Annotated in this window: 21 protein-coding genes; 13 read left to right on the forward strand and 8 right to left on the reverse strand. The window is 62.7% G+C overall.

Features of this window, described 5'->3' with window-relative positions; all coding sequences use genetic code 11:
• The 3 genes from AB4Z51_RS22845 to AB4Z51_RS22855 form a co-directional block, all read right to left on the reverse strand.
• Nucleotides 1–936, reverse strand: coding sequence for a branched-chain amino acid ABC transporter permease (locus AB4Z51_RS22845; RefSeq protein ID WP_135216563.1), 936 nt, complete (start codon nucleotides 934–936; stop codon nucleotides 1–3).
• Nucleotides 937–1,048: 112 nt separating this feature from the next.
• Complete coding sequence (locus tag AB4Z51_RS22850) at nucleotides 1,049–2,443, reverse strand: MmgE/PrpD family protein (RefSeq protein WP_135216564.1); 1,395 nt, start codon at nucleotides 2,441–2,443, stop codon at nucleotides 1,049–1,051.
• Between the two features lie 30 nt (nucleotides 2,444–2,473).
• A complete protein-coding gene (locus tag AB4Z51_RS22855; RefSeq protein WP_135216565.1) occupies nucleotides 2,474–3,367 on the reverse strand; it encodes an NAD(P)-dependent oxidoreductase in 894 nt (297 codons plus the stop codon).
• Between the two features lie 226 nt (nucleotides 3,368–3,593).
• Here AB4Z51_RS22855 and AB4Z51_RS22860 point away from each other — a divergent pair, with 226 nt between their 5' ends.
• From AB4Z51_RS22860 to AB4Z51_RS22910, 11 genes are all read left to right on the forward strand, one after another.
• Nucleotides 3,594–4,970 (forward strand): MmgE/PrpD family protein, encoded by a 1,377-nt coding sequence (locus AB4Z51_RS22860; RefSeq protein ID WP_135216566.1) that lies wholly within the window; start codon nucleotides 3,594–3,596, stop codon nucleotides 4,968–4,970.
• A gap of 28 nt (nucleotides 4,971–4,998) precedes the next feature.
• A complete protein-coding gene (locus AB4Z51_RS22865; RefSeq protein WP_027575101.1) occupies nucleotides 4,999–5,385 on the forward strand; it encodes a carboxymuconolactone decarboxylase family protein in 387 nt (128 codons plus the stop codon).
• 21 nt (nucleotides 5,386–5,406) lie between these two features.
• On the forward strand, nucleotides 5,407–6,240 hold the full coding sequence (locus AB4Z51_RS22870; RefSeq protein WP_441498019.1) for an N-acyl homoserine lactonase family protein: 834 nt from the start codon (nucleotides 5,407–5,409) through the stop codon (nucleotides 6,238–6,240).
• A 69-nt stretch (nucleotides 6,241–6,309) separates the two neighbouring features.
• Nucleotides 6,310–7,038: a GntR family transcriptional regulator gene (locus AB4Z51_RS22875; protein WP_441498020.1), complete on the forward strand. Its 729-nt coding sequence runs from the start codon at nucleotides 6,310–6,312 to the stop codon at nucleotides 7,036–7,038.
• A gap of 51 nt (nucleotides 7,039–7,089) precedes the next feature.
• Complete coding sequence (locus AB4Z51_RS22880) at nucleotides 7,090–8,049, forward strand: ABC transporter substrate-binding protein (RefSeq protein WP_135216568.1); 960 nt, start codon at nucleotides 7,090–7,092, stop codon at nucleotides 8,047–8,049.
• 2 nt (nucleotides 8,050–8,051) lie between these two features.
• Nucleotides 8,052–8,807, forward strand: a complete 756-nt coding sequence (locus AB4Z51_RS22885; protein ID WP_208085950.1) for an ABC transporter permease — start codon at nucleotides 8,052–8,054, stop codon at nucleotides 8,805–8,807.
• Entirely contained in the window at nucleotides 8,786–9,592 is an 807-nt protein-coding gene (locus AB4Z51_RS22890; protein ID WP_441498021.1) for an ABC transporter ATP-binding protein, read from the forward strand. The genes AB4Z51_RS22885 and AB4Z51_RS22890 overlap by 22 nt, the downstream gene beginning before the upstream one ends.
• A 7-nt stretch (nucleotides 9,593–9,599) precedes the next feature.
• Nucleotides 9,600–10,397 carry an ABC transporter permease gene (locus AB4Z51_RS22895; protein ID WP_441498022.1) on the forward strand — a complete coding sequence of 266 codons (798 nt, stop codon included), beginning with the start codon at nucleotides 9,600–9,602 and terminating at the stop codon, nucleotides 10,395–10,397.
• A gap of 9 nt (nucleotides 10,398–10,406) precedes the next feature.
• Nucleotides 10,407–11,066 (forward strand): polysaccharide deacetylase family protein, encoded by a 660-nt coding sequence (locus AB4Z51_RS22900; RefSeq protein ID WP_135216572.1) that lies wholly within the window; start codon nucleotides 10,407–10,409, stop codon nucleotides 11,064–11,066.
• Between the two features lie 3 nt (nucleotides 11,067–11,069).
• Entirely contained in the window at nucleotides 11,070–11,939 is an 870-nt protein-coding gene (locus AB4Z51_RS22905; protein ID WP_441498023.1) for a fumarylacetoacetate hydrolase family protein, read from the forward strand.
• A 41-nt stretch (nucleotides 11,940–11,980) separates the two neighbouring features.
• Nucleotides 11,981–13,018, forward strand: a complete 1,038-nt coding sequence (locus AB4Z51_RS22910) for a 5-methyltetrahydropteroyltriglutamate--homocysteine methyltransferase (RefSeq protein WP_135216574.1) — start codon at nucleotides 11,981–11,983, stop codon at nucleotides 13,016–13,018.
• 162 nt (nucleotides 13,019–13,180) lie between these two features.
• Here AB4Z51_RS22910 and AB4Z51_RS22915 read toward each other — a convergent pair whose 3' ends face one another.
• The gene (locus AB4Z51_RS22915) at nucleotides 13,181–14,188 is read right to left on the reverse strand and encodes an alpha/beta fold hydrolase (RefSeq protein ID WP_135216575.1); all 1,008 of its coding nucleotides are present in this window, start codon (nucleotides 14,186–14,188) and stop codon (nucleotides 13,181–13,183) included.
• Nucleotides 14,189–14,487: 299 nt separating this feature from the next.
• On the opposite strand from AB4Z51_RS22915, the gene AB4Z51_RS22920 reads away from it, so the two are divergent.
• Nucleotides 14,488–15,351: an alpha/beta fold hydrolase gene (locus AB4Z51_RS22920; RefSeq protein WP_441498024.1), complete on the forward strand. Its 864-nt coding sequence runs from the start codon at nucleotides 14,488–14,490 to the stop codon at nucleotides 15,349–15,351.
• 337 nt (nucleotides 15,352–15,688) lie between these two features.
• Here the strand turns inward: AB4Z51_RS22920 and AB4Z51_RS22925 are convergent, their stop codons facing one another.
• Both AB4Z51_RS22925 and AB4Z51_RS22930 read right to left on the reverse strand, forming a co-directional pair.
• Nucleotides 15,689–16,729, reverse strand: a complete 1,041-nt coding sequence (locus tag AB4Z51_RS22925; protein WP_441498025.1) for a phospholipase effector Tle1 domain-containing protein — start codon at nucleotides 16,727–16,729, stop codon at nucleotides 15,689–15,691.
• Nucleotides 16,644–17,195: a phospholipase effector Tle1 domain-containing protein gene (locus AB4Z51_RS22930; protein ID WP_135216578.1), complete on the reverse strand. Its 552-nt coding sequence runs from the start codon at nucleotides 17,193–17,195 to the stop codon at nucleotides 16,644–16,646. Before AB4Z51_RS22930 ends, AB4Z51_RS22925 begins: the two co-directional genes overlap by 86 nt.
• Nucleotides 17,196–17,372: 177 nt before the next feature.
• Here AB4Z51_RS22930 and AB4Z51_RS22935 point away from each other — a divergent pair, with 177 nt between their 5' ends.
• Nucleotides 17,373–17,573 (forward strand): hypothetical protein, encoded by a 201-nt coding sequence (locus AB4Z51_RS22935; protein ID WP_084301864.1) that lies wholly within the window; start codon nucleotides 17,373–17,375, stop codon nucleotides 17,571–17,573.
• 642 nt (nucleotides 17,574–18,215) lie between these two features.
• Here AB4Z51_RS22935 and AB4Z51_RS22940 read toward each other — a convergent pair.
• Complete coding sequence (locus AB4Z51_RS22940) at nucleotides 18,216–18,620, reverse strand: recombinase family protein (protein ID WP_135216579.1); 405 nt, start codon at nucleotides 18,618–18,620, stop codon at nucleotides 18,216–18,218.
• A 597-nt stretch (nucleotides 18,621–19,217) separates the two neighbouring features.
• A complete protein-coding gene (locus AB4Z51_RS22945; RefSeq protein ID WP_441498026.1) occupies nucleotides 19,218–21,134 on the reverse strand; it encodes an adenylate/guanylate cyclase domain-containing protein in 1,917 nt (638 codons plus the stop codon).
• Nucleotides 21,135–21,387: the final 253 nt, after the last annotated feature.

Below are 21,387 nucleotides of genomic sequence, written 5' to 3' on the forward strand. Positions count from 1 at the left end.
TCACGTCCTCTCGACCATGCGCCCGAAGAAACCTTGCGGACGGAAGAAGATGATGAGGAGGAAGACGGCGAAGATCGCGGCGTTCTGCAATTGCGTCGGCAGGATCAGCGTGGACATCTGCTGCACGAGCCCGATCGTCATGCCGCCCCAGAAGGCACCGATGATGCTGCCCATGCCGCCGAGCACGACGCCGGCATACATGACGATCACGTATTCGAGGCCGACGAAGGGGTGGAACGGATAGTTGGTCGCGAGCAGGCCGCCGGCAATCGCGGTGATGCCGCAGCCGAGCGCGAAGGCCGTGCGGTGCGCGCGGTCGACGTCGATGCCCATATAGGTCGCGGCGGTCGGATTGTCGGCGGCGGCGCGCAGCGACTTGCCGATCCGGGTCCGCGTGATCAGCAGCGAGAGCAGAATCATGATCGCGAGCGAAACGATCGCGTCGATGCTGCGCGCCTTGTTGAGGAAGATGCTGATGTCGAAGAAGGGAACGAGCTCCCAGGCCGAGCTCGACAGCGGCGTACGGATCGAGGCCAGCACCGATCCGAAAACGATCAGGCCGCCATTCTGCAGGATCAGCGCGATGCCGAGCGTCAGGATGAGCTGGGCGTAATGCCCTTCGCCTTCCAGCGAGGCGGTGCGTGTACCCGAGACGCGCGAGATCAGGGCCAGATGGACGAAATAGCCGAACACGGCGAGCACGGGGCCGGCCAGCAGGATGGCCACGAACGGCCCCACCGTGTTGCCGAACAGCGCCTGGATGCCGGCGGCGGTGAAGAGATAGAAGGCGGCATACATGCCGAGCATCATGAAATCGCCATGGGCGAAGTTGATGACGCGCATGACGCCGAAGATCAGGCCGAGCCCGACACACATCAGGCCGTAGACGGCGCCGATCAAAAGGCCCGCAGCGAGCGCTTGAAAGAAGCCTTCCATCAGCCCCGCCTCCGCGCGGCGCGAGCGCCGGCTTGCTGGCGATTGTGCGCCGTCGGCACTGCTAGGCTGGTCTCCCGGTCGACCATGTTTCCCCCGTATTGTTTGGCATTTCTTATGATGCCGATCGTAAAACTCGTTCCGGCGCATCCAGACGACACCGCGCTGCGATGTCGCCGGCATTGCCGAGCTGCTCGCAGCCGTCGATGAGTTGCTCGAGCCGGTGCGCGCGATCGTCGCCAAGGACTCTGGTTGCGGCGGCGCGGAAGCGCGCACGAATATCTGAAGGCGTTGCGGCGATGACGTCGGGCAAAGCGTGCCGGATCGTCCGGCCGCTGCGCAGATGCACGGTCACCTCTGCGCCCTGCTTGCCGGGGAAGGCGGCGGTGAAGCCTGGATCTGCCCCGAGATCGGTGACCGCGACCAGGCGAATGATGTCGGCATCATCGAGTTCGGAATAGTTCTCTTCCTCGATCTCGCCCCGCGTCAGCGTCGCAGCAACGCTGAAGGGAATGCTCATCTTGGCCTGAAGCGCGTTGCGATAGGGCCCCATGGAGTCGCAGCCGGGATAGCGAACGGCGGCATCGGGTGCGCGAATGATGACGCGGTCGATCTCCTCAGTGCTGGCGAGCTCGTGCGAGACGCGAAGCGCTGCTTGGGCCGCGGTCTGCGCGAAATTGCAGGCCGGGACCGGCTTGTTGTAGACGGCCATGATCTCGCTCTCGCCATCGGGGAAGAGCGTCATGCTGTCGGGCGCGGCCTGGCGGCGATAGGCGGCGAACAGGCCGGCTTCGCCCTCCAGTATGGTTTCCGAGCCGAATGCGCCGGCCGCGGCAAGACCGATCGCCTTGATGGCGTTGCTGGAGGCAAAGCCGGGATGAAAATACATGTCGGAGCCGCCGGCATGCGGCCACTCGTTCAGCCCGCTGGACGTATTGGCCGCGATCGCGACGGCGCTGGTTGCGGCGTCCTCGGAGAGGCCAAGCGCGAAACTTCCCGCCAGCGCCGCGCCCGGAGGTGCGACCAGCCCAGTCGGGCGATAGAGGCGTGCGAGGTCGGAGGTCAGGAGCGCGCGGCCGATCCGCGCGCCGGTCTCATAGCCGATGATGGCGGCAGCGAGCAGCCTGGCTCCGTGCAGCGGCGTCTGCTCCGACAGCGCGAGCAGCGTCGGCCAGATCACGACGCCGTGGTGCGCGATGCTGGCCGCGTGCATGTCCTCGCGGACGAGGCCGTGCCCCATGACGGCATTGGCAAAGGCGGCATCGGCCGACGAGGAGAGTTGTGACGTCCCGATGATCGTTGCAGTGCCGCCGGCTTGTGCGATCGCAACCGCCTGACGGCTCCAGGGATGCTGGCCCGCCTCGAAGGCGCAGGACAAGAAGTCGAGCAGGCAGAGCTTTGCCTTCGCGACGACCTCCGGCCCGAAATCTCCAAGATCAAGCGCAAGCACGCTCCGCGCCATCTGGCGCGCGAGCGAGACCTTGCCTGATCCGGTCGGGCCGATCGTCATCGCAATCGCTCTCCCTGAAGGCTTGCGTGATCAGCCGCGCATCTCGACCCCGGCCCACTCCTCGAGCACCTTGGCGATCGAGGTGAAGTCGGACGACGCGCCATACTTGGCGTTGGTGATCGCGAGCATCTGCCGCACCACCGCGCCGCAGACCATCGGCACGCCCATGGCCTCGGCCTCGTCGACGCAGAGCCGAACGTCCTTGTAGGAAAGGCCGGTGGCGAAGCCGAAATCGAACGTGCCGGGCAGCACCGCGCGGGGGAACTTGTCTTCGGACGCGCTGTTGCGGCCGCTGCTGGCGTTGATGATGTCGATCAGCACTTTTGCGTTGACGCCGCCCTTGACGCCCATCGCGACGGCTTCGGACGTGATGACCAGCGCCGCGGCCGCCATCAGGTTGTTGGCGAGCTTGGCCGTCTGTGCCACGCCGGGCTTGTCACCGGTGTAGAACAGCTTGCCGAAATTCTTCAGGATCGGCTGCACGGTCTCGTAGGTCGCCTGCGGGCAGGACACCATCACGGCCAGCGTGCCGTTGACGGCGCCCTTGATGCCGCCGCTCACGGGCGCATCGACCAGCGTCATGCCTTTGGCCTTCAGGCCTTCGGCAACGATCTTCGCGGCGCCGGGACCCGAGGTCGAGAGATCGATGACGATCTTGGCGCGGTTGCCGCTGCTGATACCGTCTTGTCCGAGCGTGACGGCCTTGACGATGTCGGGCGTCGGCAGGCTGGCGAGCACGATATCGGCGCGCGAGGCGACGTCGGCCGGCGATTTGCCGAGCTGCGCGCCGCGCTTGACCAGCGGCTGGGTTGCATCAGCTTGAGTGTCATAGATCACGAGCGAATAGCCCGCGTCGATCAATCGCCCCGCCATGGGGCCGCCCATGCGGCCCGTGCCGATTACGCCGAGAATCTCTCCCGCCATCGTCTACTCCCTGTCGCGCGACCCGTGACGGGCGCGCCTTCTTGATCTCGTTGGTCAAACGCTTTCGCCGGCCGGCCTTCTCGGCCGCCGTCGTCGTGGCAGCGGGATCCCGCGCCAACGGGCCGGATTKTTATGATTGTCAGACAAGCTGTCAAGCATAACATTTGGGGTCGACAGTTTGCCGCGGATCGTCATATGGTCCGGGAAAACGAGGAAGACGCCCCGCGTGCCGCAAGCTTCAATTCCGAGTGTGAGCAAGACGCTCGCCGATTTCGTCGCGTCCTCGTCGTGGGCGGACGTGGAGGCGCAGAGCCCTGAGGCGAAGCGATCGATCCTCAATTTCTTTGCGACCGCGCTCGGCTCCGCACGCGATCCGGTGGTCACGGCCGCGATGCGCACGCTGTCGCCGTTTAGCGGCGCCGCGACATCGACAATCATCGGCCATTCGCAGTCCATGGACGCGCTGTGCGCGTCGTTTCTCAATGCCATCTCGGCGAATCTGCTCGACTTCGACGACACGCATCCTGAAACGATCATCCATCCGGCCGCGCCGGTCGCCGCGCCGATATTGGCGCTGGCAGAGACGCGCAAGCTGACGGGGCGCGCGGTGCTGACCGCGTTTATCCTTGGCGTGGATGTGGAGTGCCGCATCGGCAATGCAGTCTCGCCGCGTCATTATGCCCGCGGCTGGCACATCACCTCGACCTGCGGGATTTTTGGCGCTGCGGCGGCGTGCGCGAAGCTGTTGGGCCTGCCCGCGGAAGGGATTGCGAACGCGATCGGACTTGCGGCGAGCCAGTCGGCCGGCAATGTCGAGAATCTGCCAAGCGCCGCCAAGAATGTCAGCGTCGGCAATGCCGCACGTAACGGGTTGTTCGCCGCGCTGCTCGCGCAGCAGGGCTATGAGGCTGCGCCCCACGCCATCGAAGGTCCGCTCGGCTGGGCGCGTACCATGGGGGATGAGCCGGATCTCGCCCGCATGCTCGATGGCCTCGGAAAGACCTGGGAGATCGCGAAGAGCACCTACAAGCCCTATCCCGCCGGCATCGTGTTCCATTCGGTCATCGACGCCTGCCTGCTGTTGCGCGAACGAATTGGACGACGCGTTGACCGGATCGAGTCGGTGACAGTGCAGGGCTCGGCACTGCTGCTCGCGCGCGGTGATCGCCCCGTGAACAACGAGCGCGATGCGCGCGTCAGCATCCATCATTGCGTGGCTTGCGGACTGTTGCTCGGCGCGGCCGGTGTGGCCGAGTTCGCGCAGGAGACCGTGGTCCGGCCCGATATCGTGCGGCTGCGGCAGAAGGTGAGGGCGGAGCTTGATGCTCAGATGCCCGACGGCGCTGCGCGCGTCACCTTGCGCCTGTCGTCTGGTGAAATTCTCACAGAGACCGTGACTTCGCCGCGCGGCAGCCGGGCTGCGCCGCTTACAGACGGCGATCTCGAGGCCAAGCTGCGCGAAGGCGTGCGGACCGATCGAAGTGACTGGGACGCGGACCGCGTCATCGACGCAGTCTGGCGGCTCGACGCGGCGGATGACGTCGGCGCGCTGCTGCAATCACTGCGGCCGCCATCGGCGTCGCGCCAAACAATTTCCAACTAGAATCTCTCAAGACCGGAAAGGGACGATCATGAGCAAGACCGAACTGTTCGAAAAGGGCCTCAAGGTTCGTAAAGAGGTGCTGGGCGAGGACTACGTCAACAAGTCGATCGCCGGTGCCGACGAGTTCACGCGCACGATGGCGGAGTGGTCGACCGAATTCTGCTGGGGCGCGCTGTGGACGCGGCCCGGCGTCGACCGCCGCACGCGCTCGATCGTCAATCTGGCGATGCTGGGCGCACTGAACCGCCCGCACGAACTGAAGCTGCACGTCAAGGGCGCCCTGAAGAACGGGCTGACCAAGGAGGAGATCAAGGAGATCCTGCTCCAGGTCGCGGTCTATTGCGGCGTGCCCGCCGGCATCGACGCCTTCCGCAACGCGCGCGAGGCCTTCAACGAGGTCGACGCGGGGTCCTGAGTCCGCTTGATTGGAAGCCCCATGGCTGACCCGGAATACGAGCTCTTCGCCATCCGCTATGCAACGCGGGATGCCCAGCGGAGCGAGCACTTCATCGGCGGCGACCCGCATGACGGACCGATGCCGATGGACTATTTCATGTGGCTGGCGAAGGGAGAGGGGCGTACCTTCGTCATCGACACCGGGTTCAACGCCGAAATCGCAAAGCAGCGCAGGCGAACATTCCTGCGCTGCCCGGTGGAGACGCTTGCCGCGTTCGATATCGACGTGGCCGACGTCAAGGATGTGATCCTCACGCATCTGCACTACGACCACGCCGGCAATTTCGACCGGTTTCCGAATGCGCGGTTTCATCTTCAGGAGCGCGAGCTCGCATACGCCACCGGGCGCTATATGCAGTATCCGAGGCTGTCGCATTCCTTCGAGGTCGAGGACGTCTGCGGGATCGTGCGGCTGAGCTATGCGCGCCGGGTGCTGTTCTACGACGGCGACGCCGAGATCGCGCCCGGACTGACGGTCCACGCGGCCGGCGGACATTCAGCCGGTCTTCAGTTCGTCCGCGTCAACACGCGCCGCGGCCCGGTCGTGCTCGCCTCCGACGTCAGTCATTTCTACGAGAACATTATGAGCGAGCGTCCGTTCACGACAGCATTTCATGTCGGTGACATGCTGGTGGGCTTTGACAAGCTGCGAGCCGCGGCGCCGGACGCGGACCATATCGTTCCCGGCCATGATCCGCTCGTCATGAAGCTCTACCCGGCGCCAGGCCCGGATTTGAAGGGTGTAGCGGTTCGTCTCGACGTGGCGCCATCCAGGGCCGTGCATTCCCAGGACGTTGGGCAAGGCGTAGCGTAACCTAGGCTAGAAAAAATCGATTTTCGATTTTCTGTTGACCCGCGGCCGCCGCCTTGCAATCATCCGACCATGGGTCCGCTTCAGTTCCAGTTGTCCGGAAGCCCCGGGGATGGTCCGCGCAGCCTGACGTCGGCGCTGCACGAACGTTTGCGCGCCGACATCCTGGCGACGCGGCTGCCTCCGGGCCAGAAGCTGCATATCGCGGGGCTCGCCAAACAGTTTTCCGTGAGCCTCGCCGCCGTGCGCGAGGCGCTGTCGCGACTTGTCGCGGACGGGCTCGTGCAGGCGTCGGACCAGCGTGGCTTTCGCGTGAGCCCGGTGTCGCTCGCCGATCTTGCCGACGTGACGCAGACCCGCATCGACATCGAGGGGCTTGCGCTCCGTCGCTCGATCGAGCGGGGCGATGAGGCCTGGCTCGCATCGGTGAAATCCGCCTGGGCGAATTTGAAGGCCGTTCCCCATCGTTATCCCGACGATCCGACCGTGCACTACGAGGAGTGGGTGATCCGTCACCGCATCTTCCATCGTGCGCTGGTCAACGCGTGCGGCTCGCCATGGCTGCTCGGCTTCCGCGACGTGCTGCACGAGCAGAGCGAGCGTTATCGCCGCCTCTCGATCCGGCGAGAGGCCGGTGGCAAGCCACGCAACGTCGAAGCCGAACACAAGGCGATCGTCGCCGCCGTGATCAGGCGCGATGCGGATGCGGCAGTTCGCGCCTTGTCAAAGCACTTCGGCACCACCAAAGAATTCGTCGAGCTCGCCGCCTCTCGCATTGCGGAGGTGAGCCGTACGACCTGACGTCCGGAAAATTCCGGCACACAAAAAACAGAGACCGGGAGGAAACCAATAATGAAGATCAATCACGCGTTGATGTCGCTGATCGCCGCCGCAATTCTGGCGGGGCCTGCGAGCGCCGCCGACACCATCCGCGTCGGCCTGCCGACGAAAACCTATTGGCCGACGACGATTGCCGAGACGGCGGTGCGGCAGAAACTGTTCGAGAAGGAAGGCATCCAGGCGGAGTTGACGATCTACCGCAGCGGCGCGGAGACGTTCGAAGGCATGGCTGCGGGCGCGGCCGACATCATTCTCGATCCGCCGTCGCTGGTCTCCGCCGGACGCAAGAAGGGTGTCATGTCGCGGATCGTCGCCAATGCCGCGATGGGCAATTTCGGCTGGCAATTGATGGTCCCGACCAAGTCGACGCTCGACGTCAAGGACCTCAACGGCAAGAAGGTGGCGATCACCGCGGCCGGCTCCGGCTCCGACCTGCTCGCGCTGTGGACCATCCAGGACAAGAAGATCGATTTTACGCGCGTTCCCGTCGGCGGCGGTGGCTTGGTGCCGAACCTGCTGGCCGGAAATGTCGAGGCGGCCGTGGTCTATTCGCCTCTGAGCTTCCAGATATCGAAGTCCGGCGAGGCGAAGCCCATCCTCGATTACGCGACCGCGGTCCCGCCGAACCTCACTGCGGGCTGGATCGTGCTCGACAAATTCGCCGAGGCCAAGCCCCAGATGGTGCAGAAGGCGGTGAACGCCCTCTATGGTGCGGTCGCGTTCATGCGCGCCAACCGCGACGTCACCGTCAAGCTGATCGCTGAGCTCTATGAAATGCCGCCGGAGATCGCGGGCCTTGAGTACGACAACACGATCATGAAGCTCGAGACCAGCGGCGACATGGGCGCGGCCGACGTCAATGCGGCCGTGCAGCTCTCGCTCGACCTCGCCAAGCTCGGCGGGCTCAAGGACATCGTGCCGGTCGAGGACGTGATCTCGGCCAAGTTCAAGCCCGTCCCGACCAAGCCGTAACGATGCAAAGCACGTTCGTCATCAACCTTGCGCGGATCGCGATCATCATCGCGGTCCTGGCGCTGTGGGAGGTGCTGTCGCGCACCGGCATCGTCAATCCGCGCCTGCTGCCGTCGGCGTCCGACACGTTTGCAACGCTCGGCGATCTCCTGCAGCGCGCGGCGGTGCAGAAGGATTTGATGGTGACCGCGACCGAGGTGCTGGCCGCGTTCGCGCTGGCCGTGCCGTTCGGTGCGGTGATCGGCTTCCTGGTCGCGGAGAACCGCTACTTTGCGGACGTGGCCAAGCCGCTTTTGTTCTTTGCCTTCAGCATCCCGAAGTCGATCTTCCTGCCGATGTTCATCCTGGTGTTCGGCGTCGGCTTTGCCCAGAAGGTGGGATTCGGTTTCTTTTCGACGATCTTCATCGTGATCATGTCGACCACCACGGCGGTGGAATCGGTCAAGGTCGAGCATCTGACAGTGGCGCGTTCATACGGCGCCACGCCGATGCAGACTGCGTTCCGGGTCTATCTGCCGAGCATGCTGCCGGTGCTGCTGGAGGCCTTGCGGATCTCCATGATCTTCAACCTCACCGGCGTGATTTTGGCCGAAATGTACGCCTCGCGTGACGGCATCGGTCACCAGATCGCGACCTGGGGCGAGAACTTCCAGATGAAGCAGCTCCTCGCCGGCGTCGTGATGGTCGCCGCGATCGCCATGACCTTCAACGAACTTGTCAGATGGGTGGAAACGCGATGCAGCCATTGGCGAACGTGACCCCGTTGAAGCCCGCCGCGCGGGCCGGCGCGATCGAGGTGAAGAACGTCGGTCAGGTCTTCAAGACCCGGTCGCAGGACGTCGTCGCGCTGGAGGGCGTCTCGCTCGAGGTCAAGCCCGRCCGCTTCGTCGTCCTGGTCGGCCCGAGCGGCTGCGGCAAGTCGACCCTTTTGATGATGATGGCGGGCCTGCGCCAGCAGACCTCCGGCACGATCACCATCAGCGGCGCGCCGATCCTTCAGCCCGACCCCGACAGGGTCGGCGTGGTGTTCCAGGAAGCGAGCTTGTTCCCGTGGCTGACGGCGGAGGACAATGTCGAGTTTCCGCTGGCGCTGCGGGGCGTGCCCAAGGCCGAGCGCCGCGCCAAGGCGCAGGACGCGCTCAAGCTGGTCGGCCTCGACGGCTTCGGCAGGCGTCATCCCCACGAATTGTCCGGCGGCATGAAGCAGCGCGTCTCGATCGCGCGCGGGCTGGTGCAGGACCCGCCAGTGCTGCTGATGGACGAGCCGTTCGCCGCCCTCGACGAGCAGACGCGCATGACCATGGGCGACGAGCTGCTGCGGATCTGGGCTGCGACCGGCAAGACGGTCGTTTTCGTCACGCACAGCCTCACCGAAGCCGTCTATCTCGCCGACGAGGTGATCGTGATGTCGGCGCGGCCCGGCCGCATCGTCGACCATCTCCAGGTCCAGCTGCCACGGCCCCGCACCTACGAGATGCTGAGCGGCGACGCCTTTGGCGCGCTGCGCGACCGCATCTGGCGGCACATCCGCAAATCGGCGTGAGGCGGAGATGAGCGCCAAAACGCTGCGATATCTGATCGTGATCGGCCTGATCGCGCTGTGGGAACTGTTGCCGCGCACCGGTCTCATTCCCGAGCTGTTCCTGCCGTCGCTGTCGTCGACGCTGATCGCCGGATGGACCGATGCCGCCGAATACGGTCATGCGCTCGCGGTGACGCTCTACGAGGTCGTAATCTCCATGGCATTCGCTTGCGGTGGCGGCATCCTGCTCGGTGCCATCGTCGGCAGCCTGCCGCGTCCGCGCGTCCTGATCATGCCGATGGTGTCGAGCCTGTATGCGGTGCCGCTCGTGATCCTCTATCCCGTCTTCACGGTGTGGCTCGGCATTGGCTCGGAGTCCAAGATCGCGTTCGCCTCGATCTATGGCTTCCTGCCGACGATGCTCGCCACCGCCGCCGGCATCCAGACCATCGACCCGCAGCTCCTGCTCGCGGCACGCAGCATGGGCGCCACGCTGAGCCAGCGGCTGGTGCGAGTCATCATCCCCGCCGCGATCCCGACCGTGCTGTCGGGCCTACGTGTCGGCGGCGCGCTGGTGATCGTCGGCGTCGTCGTCTCGGAGATGCTGATCTCGTCGGCCGGCATCGGCTATCTGATCTCGCGCTATCGGACAATTCTCGACAGTCCGCACGTGTTCGCGGGCGTGCTGCTCGTGCTGTTCCTCGCTATCGCCTTCAACGCCGCGATCCGCTGGATCGAGCGCAAGGCGGCGATCTGGCAGACCGGCACGCGCGCCGGTCAGGCCAATGACGAGATCGCGTCGGGCGCGATGCAGCCGGCGACCTGAGGTACCAGTGTGTACGATTTGACCCTGACATTCGACAACGGCCCCGATCCTGATGTGACGCCGCGTGTGCTCGACATTCTCGCCGAGCGCGGCATCAAGACCACCTTCTTCGTCATCGGCGAGAAGCTCGCTGATCCCGCGCGGCGCGGCCTTGCGGCGCGTGCGCACGGGGAGGGGCACTGGATCGGCAATCACACGTTTACGCACACCATTCCGCTCGGTGAGCAGGCGGATCGCTGGACGGCAGAGAACGAAATCGGGCGCACGCAGTCTGCGATCTCCGATCTCGCGCATCCCCAGCGCTGGTTCCGGCCGTTCGGCGGCGGCGGCAATCTTGATGCGCGGCTGTTGAAATCCTCCGTCGTGGACTATCTCGCCCGCAACAAGCACAGCTGCGTGCTCTGGAATGCAATCCCGCGCGATTGGGACGACCCCGAGGGCTGGACCGAGCGCGCACTCGACCAGTGCAGCCGGCAGCCCTGGACGCTGATGGTGCTGCACGATCTTCCGACTGGCGCGATGAACCATCTCGAGCGTTTCCTCGACGCTGCCGAGGCGGCCGGCGCCCGCTTCCGCAAGGACTTCCCGCCGCAATGCGTTCCGATCCGCAACGGCGAGATCGCGCTTCCGATCAACGACTATGTTTCCTCCATCGAAGAGAGTGTTTGACTGATGAAAGTTGCAAGCTTCACGATCGCCGGCACCGCGAGCTATGGCATCGTCACCGACAAGGGCGTCATCGATGCCGGCAAGCGCCTGAAGGCCTATCCGACGCTGAAGGCGCTGCTGGCGAAGGGATCGCTCGACGAGCTCAAGAAATTCGCCGGCGAGAAGCCCGATTACGCGCTGCAGGATGTCGCGCTGCTGCCGACGGTACCCGATCCCGACAAGATCTTCTGCATCRGCGTCAACTACGCCACGCATCTGGTCGAGAGCGGCCATCCGACGCCGGCGCATCCGATGATCTTCACCCGCTTCGCCAACAGCCAGGTCGGCCATGGCCAGCCGATGATCCGGCCGCTGGAATCGGAGCGTTTCGATTATGAGGGCGAGATGGCCGTCATCATCGGCAAGGCCGGCCGCCGCATCTCACGCGATGCCGCGCTCAGCCATGTCGCCGGCTATGCCTGCTACAATGACGGCAGCATCCGTGACTGGCAGCGCCACACCTCGCAATTCGCGCCGGGCAAGAATTTTGCCGGCACCGGCGGCTTCGGGCCCTGGATGGTCACAACCGACGAATTGACCGACGTGACCAAGCAGACGCTGATCACCCGGCTCAACGGTGTCGAGGTGCAGAAGGCCCCGATCTCCGATCTCGTTTTCGACGTGCAGGCCTTGATTGCTTACTGCTCGACGTTCACCGAGCTTGCGCCCGGCGATGTCATCGTCACAGGCACGACCGGCGGCGTCGGCGCCTATCGCACGCCGCCGCTGTGGATGAAGGGCGGCGACGTCGTGGAGATCGAGATCTCCGGCATCGGCATCCTGCGCAACCCCGTCAAGGACGAGGGATCGGCCACGGCGACGCGCGCGGCCTGAGAGCCGCGCTCTATAACAATAAGAAGGAGAATCCCGTGCCCATGCCAACGCACATCTTGCCGACCACGGTGGTCGGCAGCTACCCGCAGCCGGAATGGCTGGTGAATCGCGCCATGCTGTCGAAGGTGGTGCCGCGCACGCGCCTGCACGACATGTGGCGGTTGCCGGCGGAGCATCTGGAGGAGGCGCAGGACGATGCGACCATCGTCGCGATCCGCGACATGGAGCGCGCCGGCGTCGACATCGTGACCGACGGCGAAATCCGCCGCGAGAGCTACTCCAACCGCTTCGCCACCGCGCTCGACGGCATCGACGGGGACAATCCCGCGATGATCGTGGCGCGCACCGGCAACACCCAGACCCCGGTGCCGCGCGTCGTGGGTCCCGTGAAGCGCAAGGGACCGGTCGAGCTGCACGACATGCAGTTCCTGCGCAAGAACACCGATCGCGCCGCCAAGATCACGCTGCCGGGCCCGTTCACCATGAGCCAGCAGGCCAAGAACGAGTTCTACAAGGACGAGGAGGAGCTCGCGATGGCCCTGGCCGAGGCCGTCAATGCCGAGGCGCTCGATCTGCAAAAGGCAGGTGCGGATGTGATCCAGCTCGACGAGCCCTGGGTGCGCAACAATCCGGACCTCGCCAAGCGCTATGCGGTTAAGGCAATTAACCGCGCGCTGCAGGGCATCACGGTGCCGACCGTCGTGCATCTCTGCTTCGGCTATGCCGCGGTCGTGCCGGGCTCGAACAAGCCGGCCGGCTATTCCTTCCTCGCCGAGCTCGACGACACCATTGCCGACCAGATCTCGATCGAGGCCGCGCAACCGAAGCTCGACCTCGGCGTGCTCAAGGACCTGTCGTCGAAGAAGATCATGCTCGGCGTGCTCGACCTCGCGGATCCCGCGATCGAGAGCGTCGACACTGTTGCCGCCCGTATCCGCAACGGCCTGAAATACGTCTCGCCGGACCGCCTGGTCCCGGCGCCCGATTGCGGCATGAAGTACATGCCGCGCGCAACCGCGTTCGGAAAGCTGAAGGCGATGTGCGATGCGGCGGCCATGGTCCGGCGGGAGATCGGCTGAACAAAGCTGGGCCGGCGAGGATGGTTCGTTCGCCGGCCATCGCCTGGCCATGGCCAGACTGGTCGAAATCTGCGCGGGCGTCGGCTCAAAGGCCAGTTTCACCGCGTTGAACATTCGTCCTCATTGGCGAGGACGACATCGCCGCGGAGGTGCGGCCGCCGTTCAAGCCGACAGGAATTTGGTTAGAAGCTCCGTTGTGTCGGTGGGGTTTTCCTCAGGAAAGAAGTGACCGCCCTTGACGGCCCGACCTTGTACGTTGTCGGCCCACTTCTTCCAAATTCCCAATGCGCCGCCATTCTGCTCGTAGAATGTATCGAGCGGCCCGCCGGAGGCCCAGAGGTGCAGCATAGGGCACTTAATGCGCCGCCCTTCCTTCTGGTCCGCCTTGTCATGCTCGATATCCAGGGTTGCGGCCGCGCGGTACTCTTCGCAGATCGCATGCACCCGAGCCGGATCGCGATAGGTTTCGGTGTATTCCGCTTTCACTTCGGGGCCGAATGAGCCCTGGCCGAAGGCATTGTCGAATACCGCGTCCGGCGCACCGATCAGGTATTTTTCCGGAAGCGGTGCTTTCTGCGAGAGTAGACTCCATGGCCAGTAGGTCATGGCGAACTTTGCGTCGGCGTGGCCCCAGGCTTCCGAGATCGGCAGCACGTCAAACACTGCGAGACGCTGCACCTTCTCCGGGTGATCGAGCGCAAGGCGGTAGGAAACGCGACCGCCGCGATCGTGTCCAACCAGATCGAATTTGGAAAAGCCAAGCTTATCCATCACGGCGACAAGCTCATTCGCCATCGCCCGCTTTGTATAGGGATAGTGATCCTCCGTGGATGCGGGAACGCCGCTGCGGCCATATCCACGAAGATCGACGCAGATGACCGTGCGATTACCGGCGAGGCGCGGCGCGACATGACGCCACATCAGGCTGGTTCGAGGAAATCCATGGACCATGAGCAGTGGCGATCCGCTCCCGTAGCGCCTGATGAAAATGGTGTTGTCATCGGTCTTGATCTCCTTTGTCTCGAAGAGATCGGAAGCGTTCGAGGTGGAGTTGTTTGGGGATTGGCCGGCCGCGCGTCGCGGTAGAAGCGACAGTGATAGAGCGGCGCTCGATGCAGCGGTCATCACCTGGACGAAGGTGCGGCGCTTGATCTTTGTCTTTTCTGTCATCCCTGAGGTCCTTCGAGGTTCGCGCGATGCTCCTGGCAAACGCCCCCTCAATGACGACGCGGTGAGACATGTTAGCACCTCCGTGAAAACGCGCTTTCGCAGGATTAGCGTCTCTGAACCGTTCGTGCTGATGATTTCGGTCATCCGGCTGGCGCGATGGGGCAGAGGCGGGGAGCAGTCGGGAAGTGATCGCTGGAATGATCCTCCGCCTGTAACCAATTTGGTCGCGTCGCCGAATGGCGGGAGGTCAGGGTAGGCGGAGGTGCGTCAACGCAAGCCGCCAGAGCAATGGAGGATCCATGTCCGACGAAATCAACCACGATCGCCGGCGTTTCGTTGGTGCTGCGGCAACGACAGTTGCTGCAGCACAATTCGGCGTGATCGCGCCCGCGGTTGCAAATGCCCGAGTGAGCAAGAAGGTCGTCCGCGACGTCAATGGAAGATCGGAAGCGGCGGGGATGGACGCCACCGTCGTTCTCGTCCACGGCGGCTGGGCCGACGGTTCAAGCTGGGCGCACGTCATCACGCTGCTGCAGTCCGAGGGATTGAAGACGATGGCGGCGCCGATTCCGCTCACTTCGCTATCGGATGATGTCGCGGCGCTTGAACGCGCGCTGGAGCGGACCGACGGACCGGTTGTCCTTGTCGCGCATGCCTATGCCGGCGCCGTCATAGGTGCGGTCACGCAGGAGAGAGTGCGGTCGCTGGTCTTCATTTCGGCTCTCTCTCCCGACGAAGGCGAAACAGTCGCGCAAGTGTTCTATCGCGACAAGCCGTCGCCGGAGGCGCCGAAACTCACCCCCGACAGTCATGGTTTCCTCTGGATGCCGAACGACCGGTTTGGCGCAGCCTGGTGCCAGCATGCCCGACCTGAGCAGGCTGCGCTCCTTGCTGCGATCCAGCGTCCCATTGCCGTCGCGGCAATCCAGGAAAAGGCGCCGAAAGCGGCATGGAAGGCAAAGCCGTCGTGGTACTTGGTCGCCGAGGAGGATCGAATGATCAATCCGGCGACACAGCTATTCCTGGCACGACGGATGGGTGCGCAGGTTCGCTCCGAGAAAGTCGATCATGCATCGCCGATCACCGCGCCGAAGCTGGTCGCCGGAATGATACGCGAGGCCGTCGCCAACGCAGGTCCGAACGCCACGCAGCAACACGGCTGAACTGTCGCTATCGGCGCGATATGGTTGAACGTGCCATTGGCATCTTTTCCAATAGGCTTCGCGACCTCGGCTTGTGCAAACAACTGGACGGAGTCACCAGCTGACTCTTAATCAGCGGGTCCCAGGTTCGAGCCCTGGTGCGCCCACCATATAAATCAAGACCTTAGCAAGAGAAACCGTTTGAGAAGGCCGAACTAAAACGGTTTTTCAAACGGTGTTTTTGACGGCCGGGTAGCGAGCCCACTCTCGGCATTGTGATGTGTTCTCCTTGTCTCGTCGGAGGCCAACGGCGTCTCGATGGCTGCCCGACAGAACTGCTTCCTCACGTGTATCTGGGTCAGAGCTGCCCGACATGGCCGGCATCTTCCCACTTCTGTTCAATGTCATCGGCGACGCATTGGGGCAGCTGCGCTGCGCTCCCATCGAAATAGTGCTCGAAGTCGACGTGGACCCTCATGTTGTCCGGCCGGTAGGCTGCGATGCGATCGTAGAGAAGAACGGACGCCGCCTCGAAACGCCGATAGACCGATTTGTGCATCGGTGATCTCGATTCTTCCGTCTCGGGATCAATCGGCAGCTCACGAACTCCGGCCTTGAGGAAGCCTCCCGCCTGCTCATTGTGCTGGGGACCCGCGGCATTGGGCGACAGCCGTAGCACACTGCCGTCGTGTTTCAGGCCGCCCGGAATGAGCGAAGCTCCGGCGAGCAACCAATTGAGCGCGACGTCTGAGAGCCGAGCCTCGTTCTCGATATAGCCGCCGCCGACATCGGCGTGCACGCCCGGAAACCAGACCTGCTCGAAGTAAAGATTGCCGTGCGCGTCTCGTTTGTCCTGCTTCTCGGCCGTGGGCGACCAGCCGACGCGCTTGAAATCGGCGCGGTTCTCGTCGATCGAGATCGCATGTTTGGCGTAGCCCACGTTGGGATTGAGGGTCGTGTCGTAGAATTTGTGCTTCGGCGGAGCGAGATGCACGGTCTGAAGGCGCTTCCAGAATCCATAGCCGGGCAAGGATGGCGCGATCTTCAGATAGTTCATGAGAAAAACAATCAGCACTGTGGCGATGCCGAGGTAGCTCAGAATCCAGGCCACCCATCCGGCCCATGGAAAGACCGGCTGAAGGAAGCCACCGAGCCAGTGCAAACCGATCAGGAGCGCACTGCCAGCGGTCACGAGCACCGCGCCCAGATATTTGTGGCCGAGGGCGGCGACGGTATCGAACACGCCGATGAAGTAGGGAAAAACGTTAGCGTGCTCGGCGCCGTTGACGGTGGTTGTACTGCCGTACTGCTGTTTAAATTGTGCAGCGATTGCATCTCGAGTCTCCAGCAGGAACCGACGGTATCTTGCGGGAGTAGGATGGACAGAATTGATAGACATCCTTGACCGCATGCTCGGCCAGCTTGTGGATGCTCTTTGGATCGCGGCGCAAGGGCGAGCCATCGGGCATATGGCGAGGGACGCCGCAATAAGTCATGACCCCTGCCACCGATCGGACCGTGTAGGCGCCCCGGCTGAAACCGATCAGGAAGATCCGATCGCCTTCCTCATACAGGGCGATGATAGCGGCGTAGCAATCGACAATGTTCCGAGTGATCCCGAGGCCCGTCGCCATGCTGGCGAGATTGTACAGCCATCGCATCCAGCCAATCTTGAAATGACCGCCATCAGACGCAGAACCGAGACCGGCATCGTAGAAGGCGACCTGTTCGGATGGTTCGACCTTCGTGTCCGGGCCGACGCGGCAGGCGCGGTAGAGCTTGTAAACGTTTGTCCGCGCTTCGTCGAAATTGATGCCGCCGGCCTGACCTGTGCCGTCGGAAAAGATCACAATGTTCTTCGGCATTCACACCATCCCTCAAAAGTGCGCCAAAAGCCAATCTATATCACAGATTGAAGCCCAACTCTGAGCTGGCCCACTTGCTGACAGCGCGCCCGGACCAGGGTTCAGAGTCAACTGATCGAGAGTTGCGCCTCAATGCGGCTGTGCTAGTACGCCCACTCTCGAATCGAGGAGCTAAAAGTGGCGAAGAACGCAAAGAAGACGGCTACAAAGAAGAAAACTGTGCGCCGTGAATACACAAAGGCGGACGTGAAAGAGCTGCGTGCTCATTCGAAAGCAAAGACGCCCGTTGCAAAAATCGCGAAGCTCACAAAGCGCTCCGAAGGCTCACTCCGCCAAAAGGCACTCAAGCTTGGAATCCGACTCGGTCACCAGCGCTAAAGGCGGCATTATGGCGCTCCTCAATAGAGTGTTCTCCACCAGAACGTTGTTGCAAATCATCTGCGTTCTCGTTGCTGTCGTCGCAATGAAGTTGTTGAGCGCTCACTATGATTTCAGCTGGGCAGCCGCAGTTGGCGGTTGACTAAAAGAACGCCCTGGAAGGCTGAGCAGAAAAAGCCCGTCTAGTGGCGAAGCTATCACGCGGCGGTCGAGCGTTCGAAGTAATGGCGGCTTCAAAGCCGCAGGGTTAAAGAGGCTAGTCAAATCGAGGGCGAACGATCTCCCGACGTTTGCGGCACGCCTTCAACCAGCAACCAGACCGTTATGAGCCGCAGAATATCGATCGCCTTCGTTGATTTTTCTGCTTTTTCGTTCGGAGGGATCGCGTTCGTGGCGTTTCGCTAGCGCTGTTTCTGGTGCGAAATTGGTGCGGTCTAATCTCGACCTTCGTTCTGTGGAACAGGAGGTCGGTGGTTCGAGCCCACCCAACTGTACCACTGTTGCGGATAACTCCGCTTTCTCAGCATCTTATTGATAGACCTGACCTATTTTGCGCCGCCTAAAATACAAAAGGCGCTACAAATGGCGTTGCGGATGTGGCTGTCATTGGGCGTCTTCCCGTATTGCCGTGCTGAGCAGTCGTCACGAACTTCGTGCCAGCATCAGCTTGATCGCGGTTGGCGCGTACGGCTTGCCCATCTTTGTGGTGTGTCCAGCTTCGGCAAGGGCGGCCGAGATTTCTCTTAGGGAGCGTTTGCCTCCCTTGGGCCTCGCACGTGCCAGCCTGCGCGCAAGCTCAACGGTCTCTGGCCGCTCCTCGCCAATCGACTTTCGCCCTTCGACTTTGACACCTGTGCGCCGCTTACGATCCCGGGCACCCTTTAGTTTTACCACCAGCATCGCCTTCTCAAACTCAGAGATAGCGCCGAGAACCTGCCTGATCAGACGAGCGGTCGGGGTGTCGTCCAGGAATGACGTTGGACTATTTGCGGCGATCAGATCGATGCCCCGCGCCTTGAGCATCGCGAACCCTACCTCTTGAACCATGAGGTCCCGAGCGAAGCAGTTATCTTCCACACCCACGAGACCCTGTGGCCCACCCAGGACGGGCCGTATTCAAGTAGGCCCAACGGCCCCAAGCGATTAATAATTTGCCGCGCGTGTCTGGCGCTGCTTCCATCGCAGGATCTCCCGATGCCGATACACTACTGGCGGGAGCAGCAAGCCGATAAATCGTCGCCGCCCTTGAGAGACCAAGTTGGCCGGGAGGCTTGCAAGTAATCCCGACATCACGGCGTTGGCTTGGCGAAGCTGGCAGATGACCTACCCGCACTAAGGGAAAGGGATAAAAGAGCCTCCATGAAGCCCGTTTGCCCTCAGGTGCCCCTGTGAGCGCGTGAAAATCCTTCGCGTTCCTACAAGCTACCCGAGCGGCCCGCACTGTGCGGCTCTCCTGCGGCTCCCTCAGCTTCACCGCAGCGAGATGTAAACGGTTTTTTGCGGGGACCGACGTGAGGCTTGGTGTTCCTAGGGTGCTCGGGTCCTGCGCACTGTGGGCGCCTTGGGGACTACCACACCAGCCGTGCGTGCGAAGCGGACGTCGCAGTGGCCTGCGCTACGACCGAGTTGGACCGACACGGGACATTAGCCTTCTGGTACGCCGGCGAGGCGCAAGCCTACACACAGCCGCTCGAGCCCAGCAACGAAAGTCGGATTGTAGCTTGATTGGCCGGTGAGCACGCGACGGATGGTGAAGCCTGGATCGAGCGCTAGCCCCGCCTTTGCAGCGTTTCGCGCCTCATCCCGTGCGCCGAGCAAACCCGAGGCAGCGGCGAACCAAAAATGGGCGAGAGGATACGTGCGATTGGCCTCAATGCTTCGTCGTAACCAATCGGCGGCTTCTGCATCCGCACCGAGCTGTAGCTTGGCTGCGCCCACAAAAAACATCCACCTGAAGGCAGAGACATCGCGAGGGGAGAGACGGAGAGCCTCGACTATGTGGCCTTCGGTCTCGGCAGCGCGACCCATAAAGTACTTGGCTAAACCGATATTGGCATGAGCTTCAGCCAAATTGCGATCAAGCGCTAATGCCCGCTCGCATTCAGCAATCCCCTGAGCCGCGCGGTTTGTTAAAGTATAGGCGATACCCAAGACCAAGTGGGCCGTCGCATTGTTCGGAGCTAGTGAAAGAGCTTTGATCGCAGTAGCTTCGGCTGTCGCAAGCCGTGCCAACCGGTCGTCCGTTAACCGGGAGGAACCCATTGTCAGATCGACGATGGCCGTGCCGACGAGCGCTCCAACACTTTGGGGCTCGATTGCCAAAGCACGTTCGAAAAAGCCGCGCGCCTGGGTCATGTGCTCAGGGGTCGGCTCCTTGTTTAGCGCGGCAAAACCTTGAAAGACTAGGTCCAGTGCACTGGGATGCTGTGAGCGTTCCGCTCGTCGTGCCTCGGCTGCAACGAGTTGGGCGCCCAATGTGTTGGCGAGCCTCGATGAGATTTCGTCCTGCAAATCGAAAAGGTCGGCGACGGGCTTTTCGAAACGCTCGGCCCAAAGATGTTTGCCGCTTTCCGCATCGATCAGCTGCACGTTCACCCGAAGCCGGTTGCCACCACGCTGCACCGAGCCCTCGAGCACGTAGCGGACGTTCAATTCGCGGCCAACTTGCCGTACGTCGATTGGTTTTCCCTTATACGAGAACGCGCTGTTCCTCGCGATTACGAAGGAGCCACCGATGCGCGACAGGTCCGTGGTCAGGCTCTCGGTCACGCCATCGACGAAGTAATTTTGCTCCGGATCACCGCTGAGATTGGCGAACGGGAGCACTACAATGGAAAGATGAGCGGCCGGATGGAGATGAGCGCCTGGGTCCATCTCTCCACGCCAGTACCAAGCCACACCACTGACCGCCATCAGCAGGACGACAACAGCCGCCACCATGCGGGTGATGCGCCATTTTTGGCCTGCTGTTACGGCGTGTAATGTCGTATCGGCATGACCAGAGAGTGTCCCCGCGCCCAATCCATCCCGGATGACGGAATAGGCCCGTACCGGACGTGCGATATTCTTGAGGCTACGCTCGCCCAGATCGCTGAACTCGACCGCGACCTTGCCGCGTACCTGATCATAGGCGGAAGATGAGATGGAGATGCCGCCCGGTTCCGCGATGCCCTCGAGCCGAGCCGCGATATTGACGCCGTCACCAAAGATGTCATGAGCCTCTACGATTACGTCGCCGATATTAATGCCCACACGGAAAGCAATGCGCCTGTCTTCCACCTCACCGATTGTAAGTTCCTTGATGCGGGCCTGGAACTGTAAAGCAGCTCGGACCGCTTCGACAGCGCTCGGAAACTCCGCCAAGAACCCGTCGCCTGTATTTTTCACGACGTGGCCCCCGTGGTCCGCGATTGCTGGCTCTACAGCGTCCGCTAGAAGCGCGGCCAGTTTGGCGTGCGTAGCCTCTTCGTCATTGTGCATGAGCCGCGAATAGCCAGCCACGTCGGCGGCCAAAATCGCCGACAACCTACGCACGACCCGACCTCGCGGTTCCTGCACCATGGCTCGCAGTCCAACCCATAGATACTGTACGACGGATCGGCTGAGAAATCCCGAGGTTCGTATAGCACTGCTTCAGCCGTTCCAGCAGCCGGGCTAAAGTCCGTAATTGGGCCGATTGTGTTGCAAAAGTCGAAAGTTGCAGGGCTCAAGATTTTTCGCGAAAACACTAAGCAGCGAGCGATCGCTGATTCGTATGACCTCAATCGCGCTACCGAAGTCGCCTGTGAATTTTGCGTGAGGCCGTGAGGTCCCT

The organism is Bradyrhizobium sp. 2TAF36, from assembly GCF_052114925.1.
Taxonomy (GTDB): Bacteria; Pseudomonadota; Alphaproteobacteria; order Rhizobiales; family Xanthobacteraceae; genus Bradyrhizobium; species Bradyrhizobium barranii.